The organism is Myxococcales bacterium (assembly GCA_016712525.1).
Taxonomy (GTDB): domain Bacteria; phylum Myxococcota_A; class Polyangia; order Polyangiales; family Polyangiaceae; genus JAAFHV01.
Genome location: JADJQX010000006.1, coordinates 251,815 through 272,784, shown reverse-complemented (window position 1 = coordinate 272,784; position 20,970 = coordinate 251,815). Strand labels below are relative to the sequence as shown.

Annotated in this window: 19 protein-coding genes, 1 tRNA gene and 1 pseudogene; 11 read left to right on the top strand and 10 right to left on the bottom strand. The window is 69.3% G+C overall.

The features are described 5' to 3' along the window. Positions 1-83: 83 nt before the first annotated feature. The 5 genes from IPK71_13050 to IPK71_13030 form a co-directional block, all read right to left on the bottom strand. A tRNA-Ala gene (locus IPK71_13050) sits at positions 84-156 on the bottom strand. Between the two features lie 52 nt (positions 157-208). Then, on the bottom strand, positions 209-745 hold the full coding sequence (locus tag IPK71_13045) for a hypothetical protein (GenBank protein ID MBK8214659.1): 537 nt from the start codon (positions 743-745) through the stop codon (positions 209-211). 49 nt (positions 746-794) lie between these two features. Continuing rightward, positions 795-1,553, bottom strand: coding sequence for an EscR/YscR/HrcR family type III secretion system export apparatus protein (locus IPK71_13040; GenBank protein ID MBK8214658.1), 759 nt, complete (start codon positions 1,551-1,553; stop codon positions 795-797). Then, complete coding sequence (locus IPK71_13035) at positions 1,550-1,891, bottom strand: flagellar biosynthetic protein FliO (protein MBK8214657.1); 342 nt, start codon at positions 1,889-1,891, stop codon at positions 1,550-1,552. Before IPK71_13035 ends, IPK71_13040 begins: the two co-directional genes overlap by 4 nt. A gap of 147 nt (positions 1,892-2,038) precedes the next feature. Next, positions 2,039-3,175, bottom strand: coding sequence for a prephenate dehydrogenase/arogenate dehydrogenase family protein (locus IPK71_13030; GenBank protein MBK8214656.1), 1,137 nt, complete (start codon positions 3,173-3,175; stop codon positions 2,039-2,041). Between the two features lie 68 nt (positions 3,176-3,243). On the opposite strand from IPK71_13030, the gene IPK71_13025 reads away from it, so the two are divergent. From IPK71_13025 to IPK71_12995, 7 genes and pseudogenes are all read left to right on the top strand, one after another. Then, the gene (locus IPK71_13025; protein MBK8214655.1) at positions 3,244-3,804 is read left to right on the top strand and encodes a phosphatase PAP2 family protein; all 561 of its coding nucleotides are present in this window, start codon (positions 3,244-3,246) and stop codon (positions 3,802-3,804) included. Continuing rightward, positions 3,801-4,076, top strand: a complete 276-nt coding sequence (locus IPK71_13020; GenBank protein ID MBK8214654.1) for a hypothetical protein — start codon at positions 3,801-3,803, stop codon at positions 4,074-4,076. Before IPK71_13025 ends, IPK71_13020 begins: the two co-directional genes overlap by 4 nt. Positions 4,077-4,102: 26 nt before the next feature. Next, positions 4,103-5,035, top strand: a complete 933-nt coding sequence (locus IPK71_13015) for a fibronectin type III domain-containing protein (GenBank protein ID MBK8214653.1) — start codon at positions 4,103-4,105, stop codon at positions 5,033-5,035. 116 nt (positions 5,036-5,151) lie between these two features. Then, positions 5,152-5,676: a hypothetical protein gene (locus tag IPK71_13010; protein MBK8214652.1), complete on the top strand. Its 525-nt coding sequence runs from the start codon at positions 5,152-5,154 to the stop codon at positions 5,674-5,676. Positions 5,677-5,979: 303 nt separating this feature from the next. Next, positions 5,980-7,933 (top strand): annotated as a pseudogene (locus tag IPK71_13005) (thioredoxin domain-containing protein). An 89-nt stretch (positions 7,934-8,022) separates the two neighbouring features. Beyond that, entirely contained in the window at positions 8,023-10,008 is a 1,986-nt protein-coding gene (locus IPK71_13000; GenBank protein ID MBK8214651.1) for a thioredoxin domain-containing protein, read from the top strand. A 106-nt stretch (positions 10,009-10,114) separates the two neighbouring features. Further along, positions 10,115-10,687, top strand: a complete 573-nt coding sequence (locus IPK71_12995) for an outer membrane beta-barrel protein (protein MBK8214650.1) — start codon at positions 10,115-10,117, stop codon at positions 10,685-10,687. A gap of 15 nt (positions 10,688-10,702) precedes the next feature. Here the strand turns inward: IPK71_12995 and IPK71_12990 are convergent, their stop codons facing one another. Beyond that, positions 10,703-11,431: a hypothetical protein gene (locus IPK71_12990; GenBank protein MBK8214649.1), complete on the bottom strand. Its 729-nt coding sequence runs from the start codon at positions 11,429-11,431 to the stop codon at positions 10,703-10,705. 79 nt (positions 11,432-11,510) lie between these two features. Further along, on the bottom strand, positions 11,511-12,746 hold the full coding sequence (locus IPK71_12985) for an aspartate kinase (protein MBK8214648.1): 1,236 nt from the start codon (positions 12,744-12,746) through the stop codon (positions 11,511-11,513). 137 nt (positions 12,747-12,883) lie between these two features. On the opposite strand from IPK71_12985, the gene IPK71_12980 reads away from it, so the two are divergent. Next, entirely contained in the window at positions 12,884-13,651 is a 768-nt protein-coding gene (locus IPK71_12980; GenBank protein ID MBK8214647.1) for a hypothetical protein, read from the top strand. A gap of 10 nt (positions 13,652-13,661) precedes the next feature. After that, positions 13,662-15,149, top strand: coding sequence for an RtcB family protein (locus IPK71_12975; protein MBK8214646.1), 1,488 nt, complete (start codon positions 13,662-13,664; stop codon positions 15,147-15,149). 43 nt (positions 15,150-15,192) lie between these two features. On the opposite strand, the gene IPK71_12970 is transcribed toward IPK71_12975, so the two are convergent. Both IPK71_12970 and IPK71_12965 read right to left on the bottom strand, forming a co-directional pair. Further along, positions 15,193-15,762 (bottom strand): hypothetical protein, encoded by a 570-nt coding sequence (locus IPK71_12970; GenBank protein ID MBK8214645.1) that lies wholly within the window; start codon positions 15,760-15,762, stop codon positions 15,193-15,195. A gap of 81 nt (positions 15,763-15,843) precedes the next feature. Further along, the gene (locus IPK71_12965; protein MBK8214644.1) at positions 15,844-17,502 is read right to left on the bottom strand and encodes an MBOAT family protein; all 1,659 of its coding nucleotides are present in this window, start codon (positions 17,500-17,502) and stop codon (positions 15,844-15,846) included. 134 nt (positions 17,503-17,636) lie between these two features. Between IPK71_12965 and IPK71_12960 the strand changes: the two genes are divergently transcribed. Then, positions 17,637-19,232, top strand: coding sequence for a hypothetical protein (locus IPK71_12960; GenBank protein ID MBK8214643.1), 1,596 nt, complete (start codon positions 17,637-17,639; stop codon positions 19,230-19,232). Positions 19,233-19,238: 6 nt separating this feature from the next. Here the strand turns inward: IPK71_12960 and IPK71_12955 are convergent, their stop codons facing one another. Beyond that, positions 19,239-20,669 (bottom strand): hypothetical protein, encoded by a 1,431-nt coding sequence (locus IPK71_12955; GenBank protein ID MBK8214642.1) that lies wholly within the window; start codon positions 20,667-20,669, stop codon positions 19,239-19,241. A gap of 62 nt (positions 20,670-20,731) precedes the next feature. Between IPK71_12955 and IPK71_12950 the strand changes: the two genes are divergently transcribed. Beyond that, positions 20,732-20,968 (top strand): hypothetical protein, encoded by a 237-nt coding sequence (locus tag IPK71_12950; GenBank protein MBK8214641.1) that lies wholly within the window; start codon positions 20,732-20,734, stop codon positions 20,966-20,968. Positions 20,969-20,970 lie beyond the last annotated feature (2 nt).

Here is a 20,970-nt window from a genome sequence, read left to right as displayed (position 1 = left end):
CGATGCGCGCCGACGAGAAGCCCCGCGGCGCGCGATGGAAAAAGAAAACCCCCGGGCCTTTCGGCTCGAGGGTTTCGTCGGAGTGGAGCAGAGGGGGATCGAACCCCTGACCTCCGCATTGCGAACGCGGCGCTCTCCCAGCTGAGCTACTGCCCCGACGTGGTGTGGGCGCGCACTCTACGCAGCGGGCGCACCATGTCAACGAAAATCACGAGGCCCCACCTTTGCCGCCGTTGCCACGCGGGGGGACAGGGGTGGGGCGGGCCATCGGGGGGACGACGACCGACGTCATGCGGCGCGTGGTGTGGGGAGGAGGCGGGCCTCCGTCTTTCTCGGGGCGGGGCGGGAGGTCGAGGAACACGTCGCCCGCGTCGAAGCGCGCCTTGAGGCCGCCGATCGCGTCGGGGTTCTTCATGATGGTGCTGCCGAACTCTTCGACCGGGAGCGAGAGGAAGAACGTGGGAGCGCCCTCGCCATCGGGGGCGTTGGGAGTGACGACGCTCATGAGCGTGACCCCGTCGCCCGCCTCTTGGAACGAGATCGTGAGGCCGCGGGCGAGCCAGGTCGCGTCTTCTTCGGCGAGGAGCGACAGGATGAGCAAGATGCGATCGACGCGGTCCTTCTCGTTCACCACCTCGGAGAGGCGAGAAAATAGGGCGATGAACGACGCGCGGCTCGCGAGGGCCGACGACGCGTCGTCGAGCGAGAGCTTGCCGAGGGATGCCACGTGATCGAAGGAATCCACGATGAGTACTCTCCGGGGCGACACGAGTGGCGAGGGGCGGGCGCGAGCGTCAGTGGCGGTAACCGAGGACGAGTGCCTGAGCCAAGAGGCCCCACCCGTCGACGCTGACGAAGAGGAGCAGCTTCAAGGGCAGGCTAACTTGAGAAACGCTCATTGTCTGGAGGCTTAGTGAGGCGAGCACGTTCGCGACCACCAAATCGATCACCAGGAACGGGAGGAAGATGAGGAAGCCGATGGCGAAGGCCTCGGTAAGCTCGGTGACCACGAAGGCGGGCGCGAGCACGGGGAAGTCGTCGGGCTTGACCTCGGCGCGGGTCGCCTCGGGCCTCGACGCGCGCGCGACCTCGACGAAGCGAGCGAGCTCTTTGTCGCTCGTGTTGGCCTTCAAGAACGCGCGGAGGGGCTCTTTGGAGGCCTCGACGACCTTCACCACGACGTCGGGGCTGTCGCCCTTCTCGGCGAGCACGGGGGCCGCGCGGGCGAGGATCGTCTCGGCGGTGGGGCCCATGGCGAGCAGGGTGAGGGCCCCCGAGAGCGCGAGGACCACGGTGCTCGACGGGACCGACTGCGAGCCGATGGCGCTCTTCGTGATTTGGAGCACCGTGGAGATTTTGACGAACGCGGTGAGGCTCAGGAACAAGAACGGAACGAGCGACACCACCGCGAGCGACAGGACCAGCGAGAGCCCTCGGCCCGACTCGGCCGGCGCGGCGTGAGCGACGGGCGCAGCCGAGGCCAGGGCGGCGAAGGACATGAGCCCGGCCGCGATGGCGGTGGCGGCCCCGAAGCGCGCAACGCGCGAGGTCACGAGGGCTCCTCGCGCGGCGGCTCGGACGCGGGCGAGGACGCGGGCTCCGATGCGCCTGCGCGCCGGGACAGGGCCTTCGAGAAGAGCTCGGCGAAGGCGGGGCCCTTCGGGGGCGTGGCCGGGAGCTCGTCCGCCGTGAGCTCCCCGAGCTTCGAGAACGCACCTTCACCCACACCGACGAAGAACACCTTCGAGCCGACCTTCACCAGGTAAAACGCGCGGCGTGCGTCGACCGGGAGCTGGCCGACGAGCTCGATGGGGCCGTGGGCGCGGCCTACGCCGAGGCGCTTCGCGAGGAGCATCGTGGCGAACGCGATCGCCGTGACGACGCCAAGCATGGCCACCGTTTCCACGAGGTACGAGCCGTACGTTCCCATGTGATTTCCCGAAGCGGCGGCCCGGAAGCTCCTCCCGACGGAGCGGCTAACAGAGCCCTCGGGTGCGGGCAAGCGCGAACTCCACGCCGGGGAGCGCGCCTCCCGACGTCAGCTCCGGGCGGCGGCCTCGAGGAGCACCTCGGAGCTCGCCCGAGCGCCTTCGAGGGTCGGGCCGAGCGCCACCGCGAGCGCCTCGACCCGGCTCGCAACGAACGCCCGATCTCCGGAGGCGAGGGCGTCCGAGAGCCGGGCGAGCTCTTCGACGAGGCGGGCGACGGCGGAGCGCGCATGCGGGTTCTCGAAGAGCAGGCCCACGAGCAACGCGGGGGGCGCGGCGGCCAAGCGAGCCACGAGCGCCACCTCCGCGCGGAGCTGGGGTGTAGCCGTGGTGCAGAGCGCCGGAGCTCCGCCGGGATACGCCGCGAGCACGTGCCCGAGCGCGAGCGATTTCGCGTGGATCGCGGCCTGCGAGAGGGCCATGCGCGCGTCGTGGTCTTCGGCGTCGACCTGCACGACCTCGGCGCCGAGGCTTTCGAAGAGGGACGTGAGGCGCCGCATCCAAACCGACCCACGCCCCTCGCAGACCGCCACCGTCAGCCGATCCATGCAAGATACACTTGGTCCGAAGAGCGGGTGCGTGCCCACCACCTCGACCGACGCGGGCGTGGCCGCGAGCATGGCGTCGAGCGGCGCGCGCTTCACCGACGTGACGTCCGCGAGGCAGCCCCCGGCGCGCACGTGCGGGCCCACACGCCGGGCCACGTCGGCGGTGACCTCGATGGGCACCGCCAGCACTACGAGATCGTGACGCGACGCCACGTCGGCCGAGGGCGCCCCCGCGTCGAGGCCGGTCACCTCGACCTCGAGCCCCGCGGCACGGAGCTCGCGAGCGAGGAAGGCGCCCATGCCCGACGTGCCACCGACGATGCCCACCGAGAAGCCGTTCGGTACCTCGGCCCGTGACTCGCGCTGCGCCTCTCGCGACGCACGCACCACCCGCGAGACCACGTCGCGCACGAGCCCCGCGTCGAGCCCGAGCTCGGCTCCACGCGCGCATCGTGCGGCGAGGTGAGCCTCTTCACGAGCGCGGTCGAGCACGGGCAGCCCGGCGAGGGCCTTCGCCTCCGCGATGCGAGAGACGACCTCGGCGCGGCGCGCGAGCACGCGGAGCAGCTCGTCGTCGGCGGCGTCGAGCTCGGCGCGGAGCGGGGCGAGCGAGGGCGGGGCGGGTGCAGCGTTCGGCATGGGTGCGTTTTCTCGGGCGAAGGGGACCGCCTCGGGGCAGAATCCCTTAGCCGAAGGCGGACACGCGCATGCACGACATCGACGAAAGCCTGCTTTTTCTCGTCTATCGTGCGGATCCGACGCCTCCTTGGCTCTACCTCATGGTGGGCATGTCGATCGTCGGCGGAGGGTACGGCCTCGTCGGCATCGTGCCGTTCGCGCTCTCGCGGCGCTCGCGCGAGACCGTGCTCCACCTGCTCGCCGCGATCGCGTTGACCGCCCTGCTCGTCTTCGCGGCCAAACACGGGCTCGGTCGATCGCGCCCCTACCTCGCCGTCGAGGGCGTCCGCGCGCTCGGCCTACCGCCGCCCCACGATCCGTCGTGCCCGAGCGGTCACGCCGCGGGGAGCGCCTGTTTCGCGGCGTTTTTCGCCGACCGAAGGCGACCCTTCCGCACGGCGCTCTTGGCGACGGCCGCGGCGCTCGTCGCGTTGTCCCGTGTCGTTCTCGGTGTGCATTTTCCGCTCGACGTCACCGCAGGCGCGCTCCTGGGCGCGACCGTAGGTCTCGTGGCCGCGAAGGTGTCGGCACGAAAGAGGTCACGCGAAGCGCCCCACCCGGACAAGACCTCTGATACGGTGAGCCCATGAAACGCGCATGGAGGGGCCGTATCTGGGCCGTGCTCGCAGCCGTCGCGGCTCTTTCCATGGCGGCGTCGAACGCGCTCTCCGCGTGCCACGACTACATCGATCCGGGGAGCCCCAGCGACGCCGCCGGCGACGTCATCGAGGTGCTCGAGGACGCCTCGAGCCCTCCCCTCCCCACCCCCGAGGCCGGCGGTGAGCCCCCTCGACGCGACGCCACCGTCGCGCCTCCCCAAGACGCCGGCGCCGACGCTCGCGACGCGACCACGGGCGGCTGACGCGACGCCCTCGCCGAGGCGCACGCATGCATTCTACACATAAGACCGCCGGGGTCGCCGTGATCGGGCTCGGGCTCTGGGTGGCTTGCCGCGGGCCGGAGGCCAAGACGACCAGCGTCGTCGTCGAGCCGCCGAAGACGGACGCGAGCCTCGTCGTGCAGGATGCCGGCCCGTCCGACGCCGACGCGGAGGCGGCCGCGAGCGGCCCACCGCTTCCTGCGCCGAGCGGGGTCGTGGCCCGCGCCGTGAGCCCGTACGCGGTGGCGATCACGTGGGCCTGGCCTCCGGGGAGCGCGCCCGTGAACGGCTTCGAGGTGCTCACCGTCCACGGCGACCGCGGCGTTCGGGCCGGGCTCGCGAACCCCGGCGATCGAACGTTCGCCATCCACGGGCTGCGCCCCGACGACAGGCTCGAGCTCCGCGTCCGCGCCTTCGACACCCGCGGCGGGGGGAGCCCCTCCGAGACCGTGGTCGTCACCACCCCGAAGGATGCCCCGAAGCGCACCCAGGTGCCGCCGCCTCCGTGCATCACCCCGATCACGAGCCCTCCGCCGACCACGGGCGGATGCAACCCCGGCATCGAGGTGCTCGACGCCACGAAGCAGCTCGTCAACGTGCCGAGCGCGAACGACGCGTGCCGCCGCCGACTCGTCGCCACCTACAAGGGATGCACCCGCGAGCTCGGGGCCTTCGAGCTCCAGGCCGACGTCACCGAGGTGCCCGGCTACCCGACCGAAGGCTTCCCCTTGCTGCACGCCATCGCCGGCGCGGGCGAGTACGTCGGTGCGCAGATCCTCACGCTTCGCTTCGCCGAGGGCCGCTACTCCGTGGTCGACACGGTCGCCTATTGCGGTGAGCCCAGCCCCGACGCCCCCGAAGGCTCGGGCCTCGCCCTCCCCGATCTCCGCCTCTGCCGACCCCCGTTCGAGACCTGTCAGTACGGGCCCGTGGACCCGTAAGGGCCCGATACGTAAGCTGATTTCTCCTTCCGCGCCGGCATGTTCCGGGCCCGCTCCCGAGGTTTCGTCGCCGCCCGGCTTGCCAGAGACCGGCTCCGAGATGCACAGTGTGCGGCGTGAGGGCTCGCCTCGACATCGGCCTGGGCACGGGCATCGCGCGGCACCGCGCGCTCCGCCTCGCGCTGATGCGCGTGCTCGGCGTGTGTGCCGCCCTCGCGTCGTGGCTCGTCGCGGCGCCGGCGTTCGCTGCCGAGGCTTCGGTGGTGCGGCTCGTGTCGAGCGCAGCCGTGGCGCCCATGAGCCCACGCGGCGAAGAGCCCACCCACGTGGCCGCCGAGACGCGAGCCCCCCTCTGCGACATGCGCTGCGCGACCACGTTCGCCAACGCCCCCGCGCTCCACGACGAAGAGCTCGCGCTCGCCGCGGGTGAAGACGACGACGGCCCCGCGCTCGACATCGCGAAGCTCGTCCCACGCGGCGCGATCGAGTCCGTGGCTTCGGTCACCGAGGCGTGCATGCCGGCACCTCCGCGAGTCGCGCCCGCGCCGCCCTCGGCGTTGTTCGTCCCCATCGCTGCCGAGGTCCGCTCGGGCAGCGCGGGCGTGCACACGTCCGTCGAGCGCCCCCCTCGCGCGGCCTGAGCCGAGCTCGCGCCTAAGCCCGAAGTCCACTGCCACGCCCTCGCGTGACGTCGTGGCCTTCGCCGATGGGCATCGAACCTCGCTCACGCGGCCCGCGACCGACACGGCTCGGTCCCCGCGCACAGGAGCGCCGAGCGCGCTCTCCCACTTCGGCGCACCTCGAGATCCGCGCACCACGCGGCCCCCGAGGGCGCCCCGTCTCTCGTCAATTATCCAAAGGAAATCAAGAATATGGCTAAGGAAGAAAAGAAGGACGCGAAGGCTGCGCCGCAAGCGCACCCGTTCGAGTCCGGCGGCGGCGGTATGAACACCGGCGCGGCCATCATCGGCTTCATCCTCTGCTTCATGGCCGGCGCCGGCGTGATGTGGGGATACGACAACTACCGCCTCAAGCAGGGCGGCGCGATCACGGCGGACAACGCCCAAGGTGGCGCCACCTGGAGCGACGAAGAGTCGCCCGTGCCGGTCTCGAGCAAGGACCCCATGTGGGGCAAGCGCGAGGCTCCCGTCACGGTCGTCATCTTCTCGGACTTCCAGTGCCCCTTCTGCTCGCGCGTGGAGCCCACGCTCGACCAGGTGAAGACCACCTACGGCCCCGACAAGGTGCGCCTCATCTGGAAGAACGAGCCCCTCTCGTTCCACGAGAAGGCGAAGCCCGCGGCCGAGGCGGCCATGGGCGTGTTCGCGCTGAAGGGCAACGACGCGTTCTGGAAGTTCCACGACACGGCGTTCAAGAACCAGCAGTCGCTCTCGCCCGACAGCTACGAGAAGTGGGCCAAGGACGCGGGCGTCGACGTGGCGCAGTTCAAGGCGGGCATCGCTTCGCACAAGTGGGCGAAGAAGGTCGACGAGGATCACGAGGTCGCCAAGAAGGCCGGCGTGAACGGCACCCCGGCGTTCTTCATCAACGGCGTGCTCCTCTCGGGCGCGCAGCCGTTCGACAAGTTCAAGGAGACGATCGACAAGGAGCTCGGCAAGGCCCAGGCGAAGATCGCCGCGGGCACGGCCAAGGACCGCGTCTACGTCGAGATGTCGAAGGAGAACAAGAAGAACGCGCCTCCCCCGAAGGAGGAAGAGGAAGAGAAAGAGGACACGACGACGGTCTTCAAGGTCCCCGTCGGCACCTCGCCCATCCTCGGCAAGAAGGACGCGCAGGTCACCATCGCGATCTTCTCGGACTTCCAGTGCCCCTACTGCAAGCGCGTCGAGCCGACCATCAAGCAGGTCCGCGAGAAGTACGGCGACAAGGTCCGCGTCGTGTGGAAGCACGAGCCGCTCCCGTTCCACCCGCGCGCCGAGCCCGCCGCGCAGCTCTCGCTCGAGGCCCGCGCCCAAAAGGGTGACGCCGGCTTCTGGGAGGCGCACGGCAAGCTCTTCGAGTCGCAGCCCAAGCTCGAGGACGCCGACCTCGAGAAGGTCGCCGCCGACCTGAAGCTCAACGTCGACAAGGTGAAGGACGCGATCAAGACCCACAAGTACAAGAAAGAGATCGACGCCGACACCGAGCTCGCCGACGACGTCCAGGCGAGCGGCACCCCGCACATGTTCATCAACGGCCGCCGCCTCGTGGGCGCGCAGCCGGCGGACAAGTTCGAGAAGATCATCGACGAGGAGATCAAGAAGACCGACGACATGCTCAAGAAGGGCGTCGCGGCCAAGGATCTCTACGACACGCTCATCAAGGACGGTAAGGGCGCGCCCGAGCCGGAGAAGAAGAACGTCGCGGCTCCTCCCGCCGGCACCGCCTTCAAGGGCAAGGCCGACGCGAAGGTCGTCATCCAGGAGTTCTCGGACTTCCAGTGCCCCTTCTGCTCGCGCGTCGAGCCGCAGGTCGCGGAGATCATGAAGAACTACGGCGACAAGGTGAAGTTCGTCTGGCGCCACAAGCCCCTCCCGATGCACTCCCGACGCGCCGCTCGCCAGCGAGGCGGCCGAAGAGGCGCTCAAGCAGAAGGGCAACGACGCCTTCTGGAAGATGCACGACAAGCTCTTCAAGAACCAAGGCGAGAAGGACGGCCTGAAGCGCGAGGCGCTCGAGAAGTACGCCGAAGAGCTCGGGCTCGACATGGCCAAGTTCAAGGCCGCCCTCGACAACCGCACGCACAAAGCCAAGGTCGACGCCGACGACAAGGCCGGCACCGAGGCCGGCATCAACGGCACCCCCGCGTTCGTGATCAACGGGTACTTCGTGAGCGGCGCGCAGCCGTACCCGAAGTTCAAGAAGCTCATCGATCGCGCCCTCGCCGAGGCCAAGTGACGTGAGCGACACGCGGGGCGGATAGCCGCGCCGCGACCCCAGGACGCCCTCCGGTAACCCCGCGAGGGCGTTCGCCTTTTTGTAGAAGCATGCCGATCGCGAAACGCCGCCTCCTGGTCTTCCTCTTGATGCTCCTCACGGCCTGCTTCGGCGGCCCCAAGGGGAACACCGCGGTCACGCTCGAGCCCAAAAAAGAGGGCCCGGGGCTCGCCGTGGATCCGTCGCGGGGAGAGCCGCCGCGCGTCGCGATGACCGACGACGCCGACTCGCCCGTGCCCGTCTTCGCGAACGACGCCCAAGAGGGCGAGCGTACGGCCCTCGTGACGATCGTCGAGTTCTCGGACCTCGAGTGCCCCTTCTGCTCACGCGCGGCGAACACGCTCGAGGCGCTGCGTGAGTCGTTCGGGCACGACGAGGTGCGCATCGTCTGGAAAAACTACCCGCTCGATTTCCACGCGCACGCGCGCGCGCTCGCCGAGGCCGGGGCCGGCGTGAACGAGCTCATGGGCCCGCAGGCGTTCTTCCGGTACCAGCGCGCCGTGTTCGAGGCCCAGTCCCGCATGCAGGCCCAAGGCGGCTTCAACGACGACTCGCCGCGCAGGCTCGCCGAGGCCGTGGGCGCCGACGGCCGCGTGATCGAAGACGGGCTCCGCGACCGGCGCTGGGCGCCTCGCGTCGAGCGCGACATCGAGCTCGGTCGCAAGATCGGCGTGAGCGGGACGCCCGCCTTCTACATCAACGGCGTCTCGCTCGGAGGCGCGCAGCCGCTCGAGAAGTTCAAGGCCGTCGTGACCGAGGAGCTCGCGAAGGCCAAGGCGCTCGTCGCGGCAGGGACCGCGCGTGACCGCGTGTACGTCGCGGCCTCCAAGGCCTCCTTCAAGGCCCCGCGCGACGACGACGACGACGAGCCCGTGGACACGGCGACCTACAAAGTCCCCGTGGACGGCTCGCCGGCGCGCGGGCCCAAGACGGCCCTCGTCACGCTCGTGGAGTTTTCGGACTTCGAGTGCCCGTTCTGCAAGCGCATCGAGGGCACGCTCCAGCAGCTCCGCACGATCTACGGCGACAAGCTCCGCATCGTGTGGAAGGACATGCCCCTGCCGTTCCACAAGCGCGCGCTCCCCGCGGCCCTCGCCGCGCGTGAGGCTCGCGCGCAGAAGGGCGACGCGGGCTTCTGGGACATGCACGACCGGCTCTTCGACGCCCAGCCCAAGCTCGAGGACCCGGACCTCCTCGCGGCGGCCAAGGCCGCGGGCCTCGACGAAGCGAAGATGAAGCGCGCGCTCGCGCAGGGCACGCACAAGAAGGCCGTGTTCGCCGACGAGGACGCCGGTGACGACGTCGACGCCGCGGGGACGCCGCACTTCTTCGTGAACGGCCGGAGGCTCATGGGCGCGCAACCGCTCGACAAATTCCGGGAGCTCATCGACGTCGAGCTCAAGAAGGCCGAGGCCCTCGTGGCCACCGGCATCTCCCCCGAGGCCGTGTACACGGAGCTCCAGAAGACCGCGGTGCTGAAGACGAAGCCCGTCGAGCACAAGGCCGTGGCGCTCGATCCGAAGGCCTACTCGCGCGGCCCGAAGACCGCCAAGGTCACCATCGTGCAGTTTTCGGACTTCCAGTGCCCGTTCTGCAAGCGCGCCGAGCCCACGATGGACGAGCTCCTCAAGGCGTACCCCAAGGACGTGCGCATCGAGTGGCGGAACCTCCCGCTCTCGTTCCACCAAGACGCGGAGCTCGCCGCCGAGGCCGCCCTCGAGGCCGGCGCGCAGAAGGGCTCGGCCGGGTTCTTCAAGATGCACGGGCTCATCTTCGACGGGCACGGGCGCCCCGATGGCCTGAAGCGCCCCGCGCTCGAGGGGTACGCGAAGAGCATGGGCCTCGACATGGGCAAGTTCGGGCGCGCGCTCGACGGCCACGTGCACCTCGCGAGCATCAAGGCCGACCAGGCCACGGCGCAGGCGGCCGGCATCTCGGGCACCCCGGGCTTCGTCGTGAACGGCACGTTCATCTCGGGCGCCCAGGCCTTCCGCAAGTTCCGGCGCGTGATCGACGCCGAGCTCGCGAAGAAGTAAACGCCATTAAATTCGAACACTTACACACGGCGACCCGTCGCGACGCCGGCCGGGCCTTCGGGTTCCGTGAGCGGAGCGCGGGCGTCGTGCTAAGCGAGGGAGCGTGATGTCTCGAGGGTTCGCCTCCAAAGTCCTCGTGCTCGCGGCGCTCGCCGTGGGTGCGCTCGCGCCGAGCACGGCCCACGCGTTCGAGAAGCAGCACCACCTCGGGCTCTCTCCGGCGCTCGCGGTGCTCAACGTCGCCGACAAGTCGACCGCGAGCGTGGGCGCGGGCCTCTCGCTGCACTACGCGTACGGCCTCACCGATCAGTTCAACTTCATGGTCGAGGGTGGCTCGCACGTGGTCGCGGCGGATCAGCAGCTCGACACGCCCGAGACGCCACGCACCTACCCGGCGCGCGTCGATCACGTGGGCGTCGGCGTGGGCTACGTGCTCGACGTGCTCCGTTGGGTGCCGTACTTCGGCGTGCTCGGGCAGACGTTCGTGCTCTCGGGCGGCACGCTCGAGTCGAGCAAGGTCGCCGTGGGCGTCGCGCTCGCGGCCGGGCTCGACTACCAAATCGGGCGCCACTTCGCCGTAGGCCTCGCGGTGCGCCAGGGGTTCTTGGCGACCGAGCTCTCGACGTACCCGTCGTACACGCTCGCTCAGATTCGCGCCGAGTACGTCTGGGGCTACTGACGGGGCCCTCGGCCATCAAGGGTCGTCGGGCTCGGGCTCGGGCTTCGTGGGGAGCGCGCGCAGCCGCTCGGTCACGAGGGCCGTGATGCCCGCGTCACCTCGACGCTTCGCGGCCTCGAGGTAGGCCATCCGAGCGAGCTCGAGCTTCGTCGGATCCTTCGCGCCCTCCGCGAAAAAGAGCTCCCCGAAGAGCAGGTATGCGTGCGGCACCCACACGGAGCTCGGCGCGCGCGACACGATCTCGAAGGCGAGCTTCCGGGCGGTCGCCGTGTCGCCGCGGCACTCGGCGTCGAGGGCGAGCCTGTACGTCGAGGCTTCGTACGGGGCACCTTTGCCTTCGCGACGCGCGACCTCGTAGTGGACCGCCGCGTCCCCCGCGAGAGACTCCCGCGACGGCTCGGCGCGCGAGAGCTCGATCTCCACGTCCGCGAGACGAAGCGCGACGAGGGCTTTGTCGGGCGAGCCGTCTCGGGTGGCGTCGTAGAGGCGCGTGAGCGCGGCGTGCTCGGCGGCCACGAGCGCCGTCGCCCGGGGGACGGGCTGCACCCTTGGATCACGCGGATGAGACGCGCACGTCGGGAGCGCGGGCGAACGAGGTACCGGCTCGGCGCTCGGCGCCTCGGGCGTCGTCACGGAGACGACGGTCGCAGCGCTCGACGGTGGTGGGATCGTGAGCACGGGCACATCGAGCCGCCCGGAAGGACCGCACGCGACGACGAGACCGAGCACGAGGAGGCGCCGCATCCCGAGAAGGATAGCCGCGCCCACGAACGAGCCCTCATGGCTCGCACAAGCACTTGAAAACGCTACAGGTTTTGGCGTGTCAGGGCGCGGCGGCGGGCTGCGCGAGGCCGAAGCCGTCGTGGAGGGTGCGCACCGCGAGCTCGGTGTACTTTTGGTGCACGATGCACGAGACCTTGATCTCGCTCGTCGAGATGGCCTGGATGTTGATGCCCTCGTTCGCGAGGAGCTTGAACATCTTGGCGGCGACGCCGGCGTGCGAGCGCATGCCGAGGCCGACGATGCTCACCTTCACGATGTCGTCGTCGTACTTCACGGCGCTCGCGCCCACCTTGGCGGCGACCTCTTCGATGAAGGGCTTCGCGCGCACGAGGTCGGTCTTCGACACGGTGAAGGTCACGTCGGCGCGGCCCTCGGTGTTGCTCGTGGCGTTCTGGATGATCATGTCGACCGAGATGTTCTTCTCGGCGATCGCGGAGAACACCTCGGCGACGACGCCGGGTTTGTCGAGCACGCCGACGAGGTGCACGCGAGCGTCGTTCTTGTCGTAGGCGACGCCGGCGACCACCACCTCTTCGAGGGACTTGTCCTCGCCGGTGACCCACGTGCCGGGCACGTCGCTGAAGGAGGACCTCACGTGAACGGGAACCTGGTACTTCATGGCGATCTCCACGCTGCGAATCTGGAGGACTTTGGCCCCGAGCGACGCGAGCTCCAACATCTCTTCGTACGAGATGCGCTCGATCTTGCGGGCCGAGGGGCACACGTTCGGGTCGGTCGTGTAGACCCCGTCGACGTCGGTGAAGATCTCGCACGCGTCGGCCTGGATGGCCGCGGCGATGGCCACGGCGGACGTGTCGGAGCCCCCGCGGCCGAGCGTCGTGATGTTGCCGTCCTCGTCGACGCCCTGGAACCCGGCGACCACGGCGATCTCGCCGGCTTCGAGGGTCGACTGGATCTTGGAGTGATCGATCGCGCGGATGCGGGCCTTCGTGAAGGCGCCGTCCGTGAGGACGCGGACCTGGTGCCCGAGGAGCGAGCGCGCCTTGCCACCTTCGGCCTCGATCGCGAGCGCCGTGAGACCGGCCGCGACCTGCTCGCCCGTGGCGGCGATCGCGTCCATCTCGCGGGCGCTCGGCACCTTGGTGACCTCGTGCGCGAGGCCGAGGAGCCGATTCGTCTCGCCGCTCATGGCGGACACGATGACGACGACCTGGTTGCCATCGGCCTGCGCCTTGAGGCAGCGCCGAGCGACGTTCTTGATGCGGTCGATCGAGCCGACCGACGTTCCGCCGAATTTCTGGACGATGAGGGCCACGAGGAGCGCCTTCCTAGAAGATAGGGTGCAGCGCGTCAACACGCGCCGACCCGCCATTTCCCTTTCGGGCGCCCTCTCCCTACACCTCCATACCTACCGGTACGGGGACCGCGTAGTCGCGCTACGCTAGGCCGGCCATGCGACGCCTCCTCCCGTATGCCCTCGTCACCGCGGCCCTCGCCCTCGGCGCAGGCTGCGGCAAGAAAGACCCTCCGCCCGCTCAAGGTACGCCGAAGACCGACGCGTCGATCGAGCCGCCCGCGCTCGGCTCGCAGGGACCTCAAGGCTTCGTGATGCCGCCGAAGGGCTTCGTGCCCGACGACACCCCCGACGCCGGAGAGCCCTACGGCAAGGTCGCCGAGTGGTCGACGGGCACGCTCCCCGGGACCAAGATCACCTACAAATACCCGAGCGACGTGTTCCTCATGGACGAGGACAAGACGTCGACGCTGCTCACGTCTCCGATCTCGGTCGAGTCGATCCCCGACGACGCCGGCAACGCGCCGCCGCCCTACCAGTTCCGTATTCGCATCTCGGTGAAGCCGCTCGGCGCGGTCGACGCCGCGAAGGCCGAGAAGATGCCGACGATGTTCCCCGACGGGAAGGTCGAGAGCTTCGTGGAGGCGACCGGGCTCGCGAAGAAGCTCGTGGTCGCGAACCATGCAGCGTACATGCAACGCGCGATCGTGCACGGCTTCAACGCGAGCGTCGTGGTCGTCGACCTCGGGCCGAAGCGCTCGCTCGTGGCCCGCATCGAGACCGCGGGCGAGGAGCTCAAGTCGAGGATCTCTCCCTCGAACTGGCACCCCGAGAGCTGGCAGCTCGGCCTCGCCGACAAGGTGCTGTCGACCCTCGTCGACCCGCAGGCCAAGGCCCCCCCGAAGGGCGCAGACGCCGGAAAGTGAGCGCACGCGCGTGACCGATCTGCTCGACCAAGACGACTGGAAGAGGCTCGCGCGCGAGACCGGCGGCTACTTCGAGCTCGCCACACGCGACACGGGCGACGTGCCGGTGCGCCTCTTCCTCACCCAGGGCCTCCTGACCGAGGCGGAGCCCACGCTCTACCGCCAGATCGTGAACGCGACGCGCTTCCCGGGCACGAAGCTCGTGTGCATCACCCCCGACGTGCACTACGGCTACGGCGTGCCGGTGGGCTCGGTGATCTTGACCTCGCGCGACGAGGGCTCGGTCGCCATGGGACCGGTAGGCTTCGACATCGGCTGCGGCATGATGAGCGCGAAGAGCCGCGTGCCCGCCGAGGCCGCCACGTGGGACAAAAGGCTCGCCTTCAACCGCGAGGTGGAGAAACGCGTCGCGCTCGGCGCCGGGGGCGCGAGCGTGGGAGGGCGCCTCTCGAAGCGCGAGCTCCAAGAGATCGTGCGCGGAGGCGCCGAGCACTACGTCGACAAACACCGGCCCGACGTCTCCCATACGCGCGCCGAGCGGCAGCGCGTGCCCGTGCGCGACACGTGGGACGTGCCTTGGGGAGGCAAGGGCTCGCCGGAGCGCGGCCTCGATCAGCTCGGGACCTTGGGCGGAGGGAACCACTTCATCGAGCTCCAACGCGGAGAGCCCTCGGGGCACCTCTTCGTGCAGGTGCACACCGGGAGCCGAGGCTTCGGGCACGGCCTCGCGACGAACTATTTCGAGCTCGCGCGCGAGGAGAACCCCGAGGTGCGGGACATCGATCTCGGCTACTTCCGGCCCGACTCGCGCCACTTCGAGGAGTACCTCGACGCCGTGGCCGCGGGCGCGAACTTCGCCATCGTGAACCGCCTCGCCATCTTCTCGCTCGTGGCCGAGGCCTTCCGGAAGGTCTTCAAGGAGGACCTCGAGCTGGTCTACGAGATCAGCCACAACTTGGTGCAAGCGGAGGACCACCCCGAGGTGGGCCCCGTGTGGACGCACCGCAAAGGGGCGACGCGCGCGTTTCCGGCCGGGCACCCGGCGCTCGTGGGCACGCCGTGGGAGCACGAGGGGCACCCCGTGCTCATCCCGGGCTCGAACCGCGACACGAGCTACATCCTTCGGCCCGAAGCCGGCGCCGTGAAGAGCGGCTACTCGGTGAACCACGGGGCAGGTCGCAGGCTCTCGCGCGGTGAGGCGAAGCGTGTACTTTCCCAAGAAAAGGTGAACGAGCAGTACGCGCGCGAGGGCATCGTGGTGAACACGGACCTCGAGGTGCCGCTCGACGAGTCCGCGGCTTGTTACAAGCCGAGCGCCGACGTGGTGGCGGCCGTCGTGGGCGCGGGGCTCGCGCGCATCGAAGAGACGCTCTACCCGCTCGCGTCGCTCAAGGGCAACGAAGAGGCTCGAAAGAAAGAGGCCTACCGCACCCACGAGAAGACGAAAAAAGACCGCGATCGAGCGCGCGACGCCGAACGGCGAGGGAAGAGGCGATGACGAATCCGAGAGGCACACGCCTCTCGGGCTCCTTCGAAGGCGATCAGTCGATGTCGCAGCCGGGCGCGATGGTGTTCACGGTGGCCTCGACGCAGTCGTCGATCTGGTCACACGGCTTGTCGAGGCAGGGCATGACCTTCGACAGCGCGTCCGAGTTGAGCCCGCGGATGCTCACGCAGATGTCGTCGTCGAAGCCCTTGGGGCCCGCCTTGCATTCTGCATACTTCTTGGCGCAGGTGTCGGCGTCGGTCGCGTTCGGTCCCGCGGCGATCGCGTCGTCGTCGCACCGCGAGACGTTCACCGAGCAGTCGGTGTTCGAGGCGCAGTCGAGGAATTTGTTGACCATCGCCGTGTCGAAGAGCGCCGTGAGGCACGAGTGGCTCTTCGTGCACGCGGCGTCGTTGAACGCGGGCCGCGCGGGCCTCGGGGCCACGCCTCCGTCGGGGAGCGGCGCCGGATCCGCGTTGGTGGTGCCGGTGTTCGGGCACGCGTCGTAGCGGGCCTTCAGCTTGCCGCAGTAGTCTTCGAGCGTGGGCATCGACGAGCACGCGACGAGGACCGCGCCCACGAGCGAAAACGAGAGAGACGCACCCAGAACGAGCCTTGTGTTCATAAGATCTCCTGCGAGACGGTACCGGCGAGGCGAAGACGGGCGCACGAGCGCTCCCGTGGAGTGCATGGTACACGAACCGCGTCAGAACTGCCCGTAGACGAAGGGCTCGCTCTTGGCGCCCGAGGCCATGTGGAGACCGTAGGCCACGAGCGCGAGCACGACGCCCTGCGCCACGGCCGGGAGCCTACGAAACACGTCGTACGCGCCCTCGAAGACCCTCTTCGGCACGAAGTGCGTGACGAACCCGAGTGCGAGCACGAAGAGCACCTTGGCCGACAGGTTCGGCGAGGTGACCGTGAACGAGAGGACCGTCTTGAGCTCGGCGGTCACGGGGTCCATGACCTCGCGCACGCCGATGGTGCGGAGGAGGAGCAGCTTCGCCTGCGCGAACGTCTGCGCGCGGAAGAAGATCCACGCGACACACACGAAGTGGAACGTCGCGAGGACCGAGAGCACCGTGCGGAGCGTGATGGGCTCGTCCTTCGACGGGGCCTTCTCCTTCGCGCGGAGGACCTTCTCGTGGCGGGCATCAGGCTCGGCGGCCGTGCGGTACGCGGTGGCCTTCTCGGCCTTTTTCTGCGACGCCTCGCGCGCCCTCTGCCACGCGCGGTTCACCGCGAGGGCACCGCCGTGGAGCGCGCCCCAGATGACGAAGTTCCAGCTCGCGCCGTGCCAGAGGCCGCCGAGCAGCATGGTCAGCATGAGGTTCCGGTACGTCTTCCAGGTGCTCTGGCGGTTTCCGCCGAGGGGTACGTAAAGGTAGTCACGGAGCCACGTGGAGAGCGAGATGTGCCAGCGCCGCCAGAACTCCTGGAGATCCTGGGACGTGTAGGGTGCATCGAAATTCTTCGGCAGCTCGTACCCGAAGAGGAGCGCGCTGCCGATGGCGACGTCCGTGTAGCCCGAGAAATCGCAGTAGATCTGGATGGCGTACGCGTACACGGCCACGAGGCCCTCGAGCGACGAGTAGCGCTCGGGGTTGTCGAACACGCGGCCCACGAGGTTCACGGCGAGCGTGTCTCCGATGACGATCTTCTTCGCGAGGCCCGTGGCGATGAGGAACATGCCGCGGGATTTCGTGTCGTCGCTCGCGACGGGCTCCCGCTCGAACTGGGGGAGCATCGTGTGCGGGCGCACGATGGGGCCTGCGACGAGGTGCGGGAAGAACGCGACGAAGAGGAGGTAGTCGAGGTACCGCTTCGCCGGCGGGATCTCCTTCCGGTAGACGTCGATGGTGTAGCTCATCGTCTCGAACGTGAAGAACGAGATGCCGAACGGCAGGGCGAGCCGGAGGTGCACGGGAGAGATCGTGACGCCCGCGAGCTTCGCGAGGTCGACGAGCGTGTCGGCGCCGAAATTCCAGTATTTGAAGAGCGCGAGCACGCCGAGGTAGTACGTGACCGACGCGAGCAAGAGGGCCTTCCGCTTCTTCGGGTCCTCCGTCTCGCCGAGCTTCTTTCCGATGACGAAGTCGAGCGTGCTGCCGACGAAGATGATGCCGAGGCAGAGCACGCTCCAGCCAAGCGGGCCGAGCGGGACGTTCTGCTCGAGGGCCGCGTCGTACGTGCCGTAAAAATAGAAGACGTAGCTCGCGCCGACGAGGAAGAGCGCCCGCAGGAGCCTCCGCTGCGCGATCTTCTGCGGGGAGACGGGCTCGCCCCCACGAGCAGGCGTGAGCGCCCAGAAGACCGCGTAGGTCGCGAGGAGGAAGACTCCGTAGAGGGCGCTGTTGAAGAGCATCGCGGAAGACCGAGCGCCGACGACTATCCCGAGGCGGGGAAGGCTTGCAACCCCGTGCGAGAGGCATGGACAAGTGCGCAGCGGAACGCGCGCGTCGTGGACGGGGCCCACCCACAGGCGATAAGGAGAGGGCCATGGCGGACGAACCCACCACGAACGCTCCCGAGGCCCGCCCTGCGGACGGGGGCGGCGTGGACGAGCCTGTGCCCTCGGAGGTGCCCACGAGCGCGCCGGAGGCCGAGCCCACGGCCACGACCGCCTCGACGACCGCGGCCCCGGAGGCCCCCTTTTTCAAGCAGAAGACCCACGTCGCGATCGCGACCATGCTCGCGCTGCTCGCGGTGCCGCACCTCGTGCCCGGCCTCGAGAAGGCGCGCATCGGGCGCCTCCCTTGGGAAGCCAAACACGAGACCGAAGTGGTGCTCGCGAGCGGCGACGGCGACAAAACCGAGCGGCCCGCGCCTTCGGGCGAATCGGGAGAGACGGCCCTGAAGGCCGCCGGAAACCAGGGCTCCGTGACGAACGCGCTCCCCCAGTCGAAGGGGGACAAGGTGGCGCTCGACCCGGAGGTCCTCGCGAAGACCGCGGGCTCCAAGGCCATCGAGGATCCGACGGGCCACGCGCTCGATGCATTTTACAAGCACCTCGCCGCGACCCAAAAGAAGGAGCCCGGCGCGGTCACGCGCATCCTCCACTACGGCGACTCGGTCATCACGAGCGACTACATCTCGGGAACCCTGCGGCGAAAGCTCCAGGGCCGCTACGGGGACGCGGGGCACGGGTTCATCCTCGTGGCGAACCCGTGGGAGTGGTACTTCCACAACGACGTCGTGCACTACGCCGGCGAGGGCTGGAACGCGAACCGCATCACCGGGCCCTTCACGAACGACAAGATGTACGGCCTCGGCGGCGTCACGTTCCACGGCGCGCCCGGCGCCACGGCCACCTTCGGCGCGATGGAGAAGGGCGACTATGGCACCAAGGTGTCGCGCTTCGACGTGTACTACCTCGCGCAACCGCAGGGCGGCGACTTCGAGGTGAAGAGCGGCGACAAGGTCGAGCGCGTGTCGACGAAGGCCGAGCAGAAGGCCTCGAAGGTGTTCTCGTTCTCGGTCGAGGACGGCGCGCGCAAGATGCAGCTCCGGTCGGCGGGCGGAGGGGACGTGAGGCTCTTCGGCGTGGCGCTCGAGCGGGACGTGCCCGGCGTGGTGTACGACGCGCTCGGCGCGAACGGCGCGCAGTCGCTCTTGTGGGAGCCGGTCGACGACACCCACTGGAAGGACCAAATGGCCCTGCGCAAGCCCGCGCTCGTCATCCTCCAGTTCGGCACGAACGAGAGCGAGGCCCCCGTCTTCGGCGAGAAATCCTACGAGAAGACGCTCACGCACGTGCTCGAGAAGGTCAAGGCCGCGGCCGAGGGCGCGTCGGTCATGCTCGTCGCGCCGCTCGATCGCGCCGAGCGCGAGGCCGGCGAGCTCCGCACGAAGAAGATCATCCCGAAGATCGTCGCGTCGCAGAAGAAGGTCGCGCTCGCGAACGGGTGCGCCTTCTGGAACACGTACGAGGCCATGGGCGGCGAGGGCTCGATGGCCAAATGGGTGAAGGCGAAGCCGCAGCTCGCCTCGTGGGACCTCACCCACCCGACGCCCGCGGGCGCCGAGGTGATAGGCGAGCTCTTCGAGAAGGCGCTCGTCACGGGCTTCGAGGCGTACGTCTCGCGCGCGCCGTGATCGAGGTCAGTGCGGGTCGGGCGCGTGAGGGTCGCCCTCGGGCTCGTGCGTGGGCACGACGGCGGGCACGGGCTTCGTCATCGCGGGCGACGCGGTGAGGCCCTTCGAAGCTCGGAAGTTCGCGTAACCACGGAGCAAATCGGCGACGAACGTGGCGCCGAGCTGGGCGTACCCGTCCTTCGAGAGGTGCACGCGGTCCTTCTGGGCGCGCGGGGGCTCTTCGAGGGCCCAGTTGGCGATGCTTCCCTCTCCGCCCATCGCCGCGAGCTGATCGTAGAACGCGCAGCGCGCGGCCTTCGCGATGCGCCGCTGCGACTCGACGATCTCGACGATCTTCGGGAGGGTCGACCAGACCTCTTTGTTCCCGTCCGACGTGGCGCGATCGGGGGGGCCCATGAGCAGGCACGCAGCCGTGGGCGCGGCGCGCATCACGCGGCCCAGGGCGTCGACCACGTGGCGCTCGTAGGCCTCGCGGGTGGCGTCGTCGCCGGACTCGTTCGTGCCGTACGCGAGCACCACGAGCGTGGGCGCACGGTGCCGGAGCTGCTCGGCCGCGTGGCCCTCGTTCCACGAGAGCAGCGTAGTCGCGCGCGCCCCGTTGATGCCGAGCGCGTCGAGGGTGACACCGAAGGGCTTCGCGTCGGCCGTGACGCCGAAGATGCGGACGTCTCCGTCTCCGACGGCGCGCACCTCGACGTGATGCGGCCCCTCGGGGGCCTCGAACGCGCGGAAGGCCGACTCGAACGTGGGCCCTTTCGTAGACACACGCGCGACGCGGGTGCCATCGACGAAGAGCTCGAACGAGCCACCCACGGGCTGCTGGAGATAGGAGAGCTCGAACGCCGACGCGCGGCCCGACAGATCGGCCCACGCCCGCGCCCCGCGTTTGCTGCTCGCGACGGCGCCTCCGCCGAGGCCGAGGTGGCCTTCGCTGCCGGGGTAGAGGCGCTCTTTTTTGGTGGTGCGCGCGGCCGAAAAATCGACCATCCCGGTGCGCACGCCCTCTTGGACGTAGGATTTCCAGGGTTTTCCGAGCTGGACGAAGCCGCGGCCGCCGTCGCCGAAGCGCGCGACGAGCCCGTGGCGAATGGCCGCGGTCTCGAGGTCGGCGGCGGTGTGCGAGTCGCCGAATTGGACGATGCGCACGTCGTCTTGGGCTCGGCCCTCTTCGAGCTTGGCGAGCGCCTCGTAGAAGGGGCGGAGGGCGTCGGCGCCGTCGAGCGCGCCCACGTTCTCGACCTTGGGCGTCGGCGCCTTGGTGACGATGTCGACCGGCGGAGGCTTGGGGCGCGTGGCGCTCGAGAAGGCGATGCCTTCGTCGCCCGGGGCCTTGGCGCTGGGCTCTTTGGCCTTCGCCACGGCGTCGTTGCACCCCGCCCCGCCGAGCAGGGAGGAGAGCGCGACCACCGAGACGAGACCTGAGACGAGCGACCTCACGACGGGTTCATCCTGTCACGCCAACCGACCGCGCCCAAGTTTTCTTCCTGCCGTGCCGGGGCATGGAACGAAAGCTGCACCTTAGGGACCTCATGGCCGAGCGCACCTACGACGAGCCTACGTACGCGGACTCCTTCGGCCCCGAGGTCGACGGCGAGACCGGGCGGCCCGGCCCCGAGACGAGCTGGCTCGTGAGCCCTTCGTTCGTATTTCCGAAGCCTCCGCGGCTCCCGCGCTTCGGCGAGACGACCTCGACCTACACCGATCCCTACCTCGAGGGCGACCCGTTCGGGGAGTGAGG

Bases quoted from the DNA above. Each gene is read 5' to 3' on its own strand.
- IPK71_12980 (MBK8214647.1), top strand. From the start codon at position 12,884: ATGCGACGCCTCCTCCCGTATGCCCTCGTCACCGCGGCCCTCGCCCTC.
- IPK71_13030 (MBK8214656.1), bottom strand. From the start codon at position 3,175: ATGCCGAACGCTGCACCCGCCCCGCCCTCGCTCGCCCCGCTCCGCGCC.
- IPK71_12960 (MBK8214643.1), top strand. From the start codon at position 17,637: ATGGCGGACGAACCCACCACGAACGCTCCCGAGGCCCGCCCTGCGGAC.
- IPK71_13000 (MBK8214651.1), top strand. From the start codon at position 8,023: ATGCCGATCGCGAAACGCCGCCTCCTGGTCTTCCTCTTGATGCTCCTC.
- IPK71_12995 (MBK8214650.1), top strand. From the start codon at position 10,115: ATGTCTCGAGGGTTCGCCTCCAAAGTCCTCGTGCTCGCGGCGCTCGCC.
- IPK71_13015 (MBK8214653.1), top strand. From the start codon at position 4,103: ATGCATTCTACACATAAGACCGCCGGGGTCGCCGTGATCGGGCTCGGG.
- IPK71_12970 (MBK8214645.1), bottom strand. From the start codon at position 15,762: ATGAACACAAGGCTCGTTCTGGGTGCGTCTCTCTCGTTTTCGCTCGTG.
- IPK71_13025 (MBK8214655.1), top strand. From the start codon at position 3,244: ATGCACGACATCGACGAAAGCCTGCTTTTTCTCGTCTATCGTGCGGAT.
- IPK71_12950 (MBK8214641.1), top strand. From the start codon at position 20,732: ATGGAACGAAAGCTGCACCTTAGGGACCTCATGGCCGAGCGCACCTAC.
- IPK71_13035 (MBK8214657.1), bottom strand. From the start codon at position 1,891: ATGCTTGGCGTCGTCACGGCGATCGCGTTCGCCACGATGCTCCTCGCG.
- IPK71_13020 (MBK8214654.1), top strand. From the start codon at position 3,801: ATGAAACGCGCATGGAGGGGCCGTATCTGGGCCGTGCTCGCAGCCGTC.
- IPK71_12990 (MBK8214649.1), bottom strand. From the start codon at position 11,431: ATGCGGCGCCTCCTCGTGCTCGGTCTCGTCGTCGCGTGCGGTCCTTCC.
- IPK71_12965 (MBK8214644.1), bottom strand. From the start codon at position 17,502: ATGCTCTTCAACAGCGCCCTCTACGGAGTCTTCCTCCTCGCGACCTAC.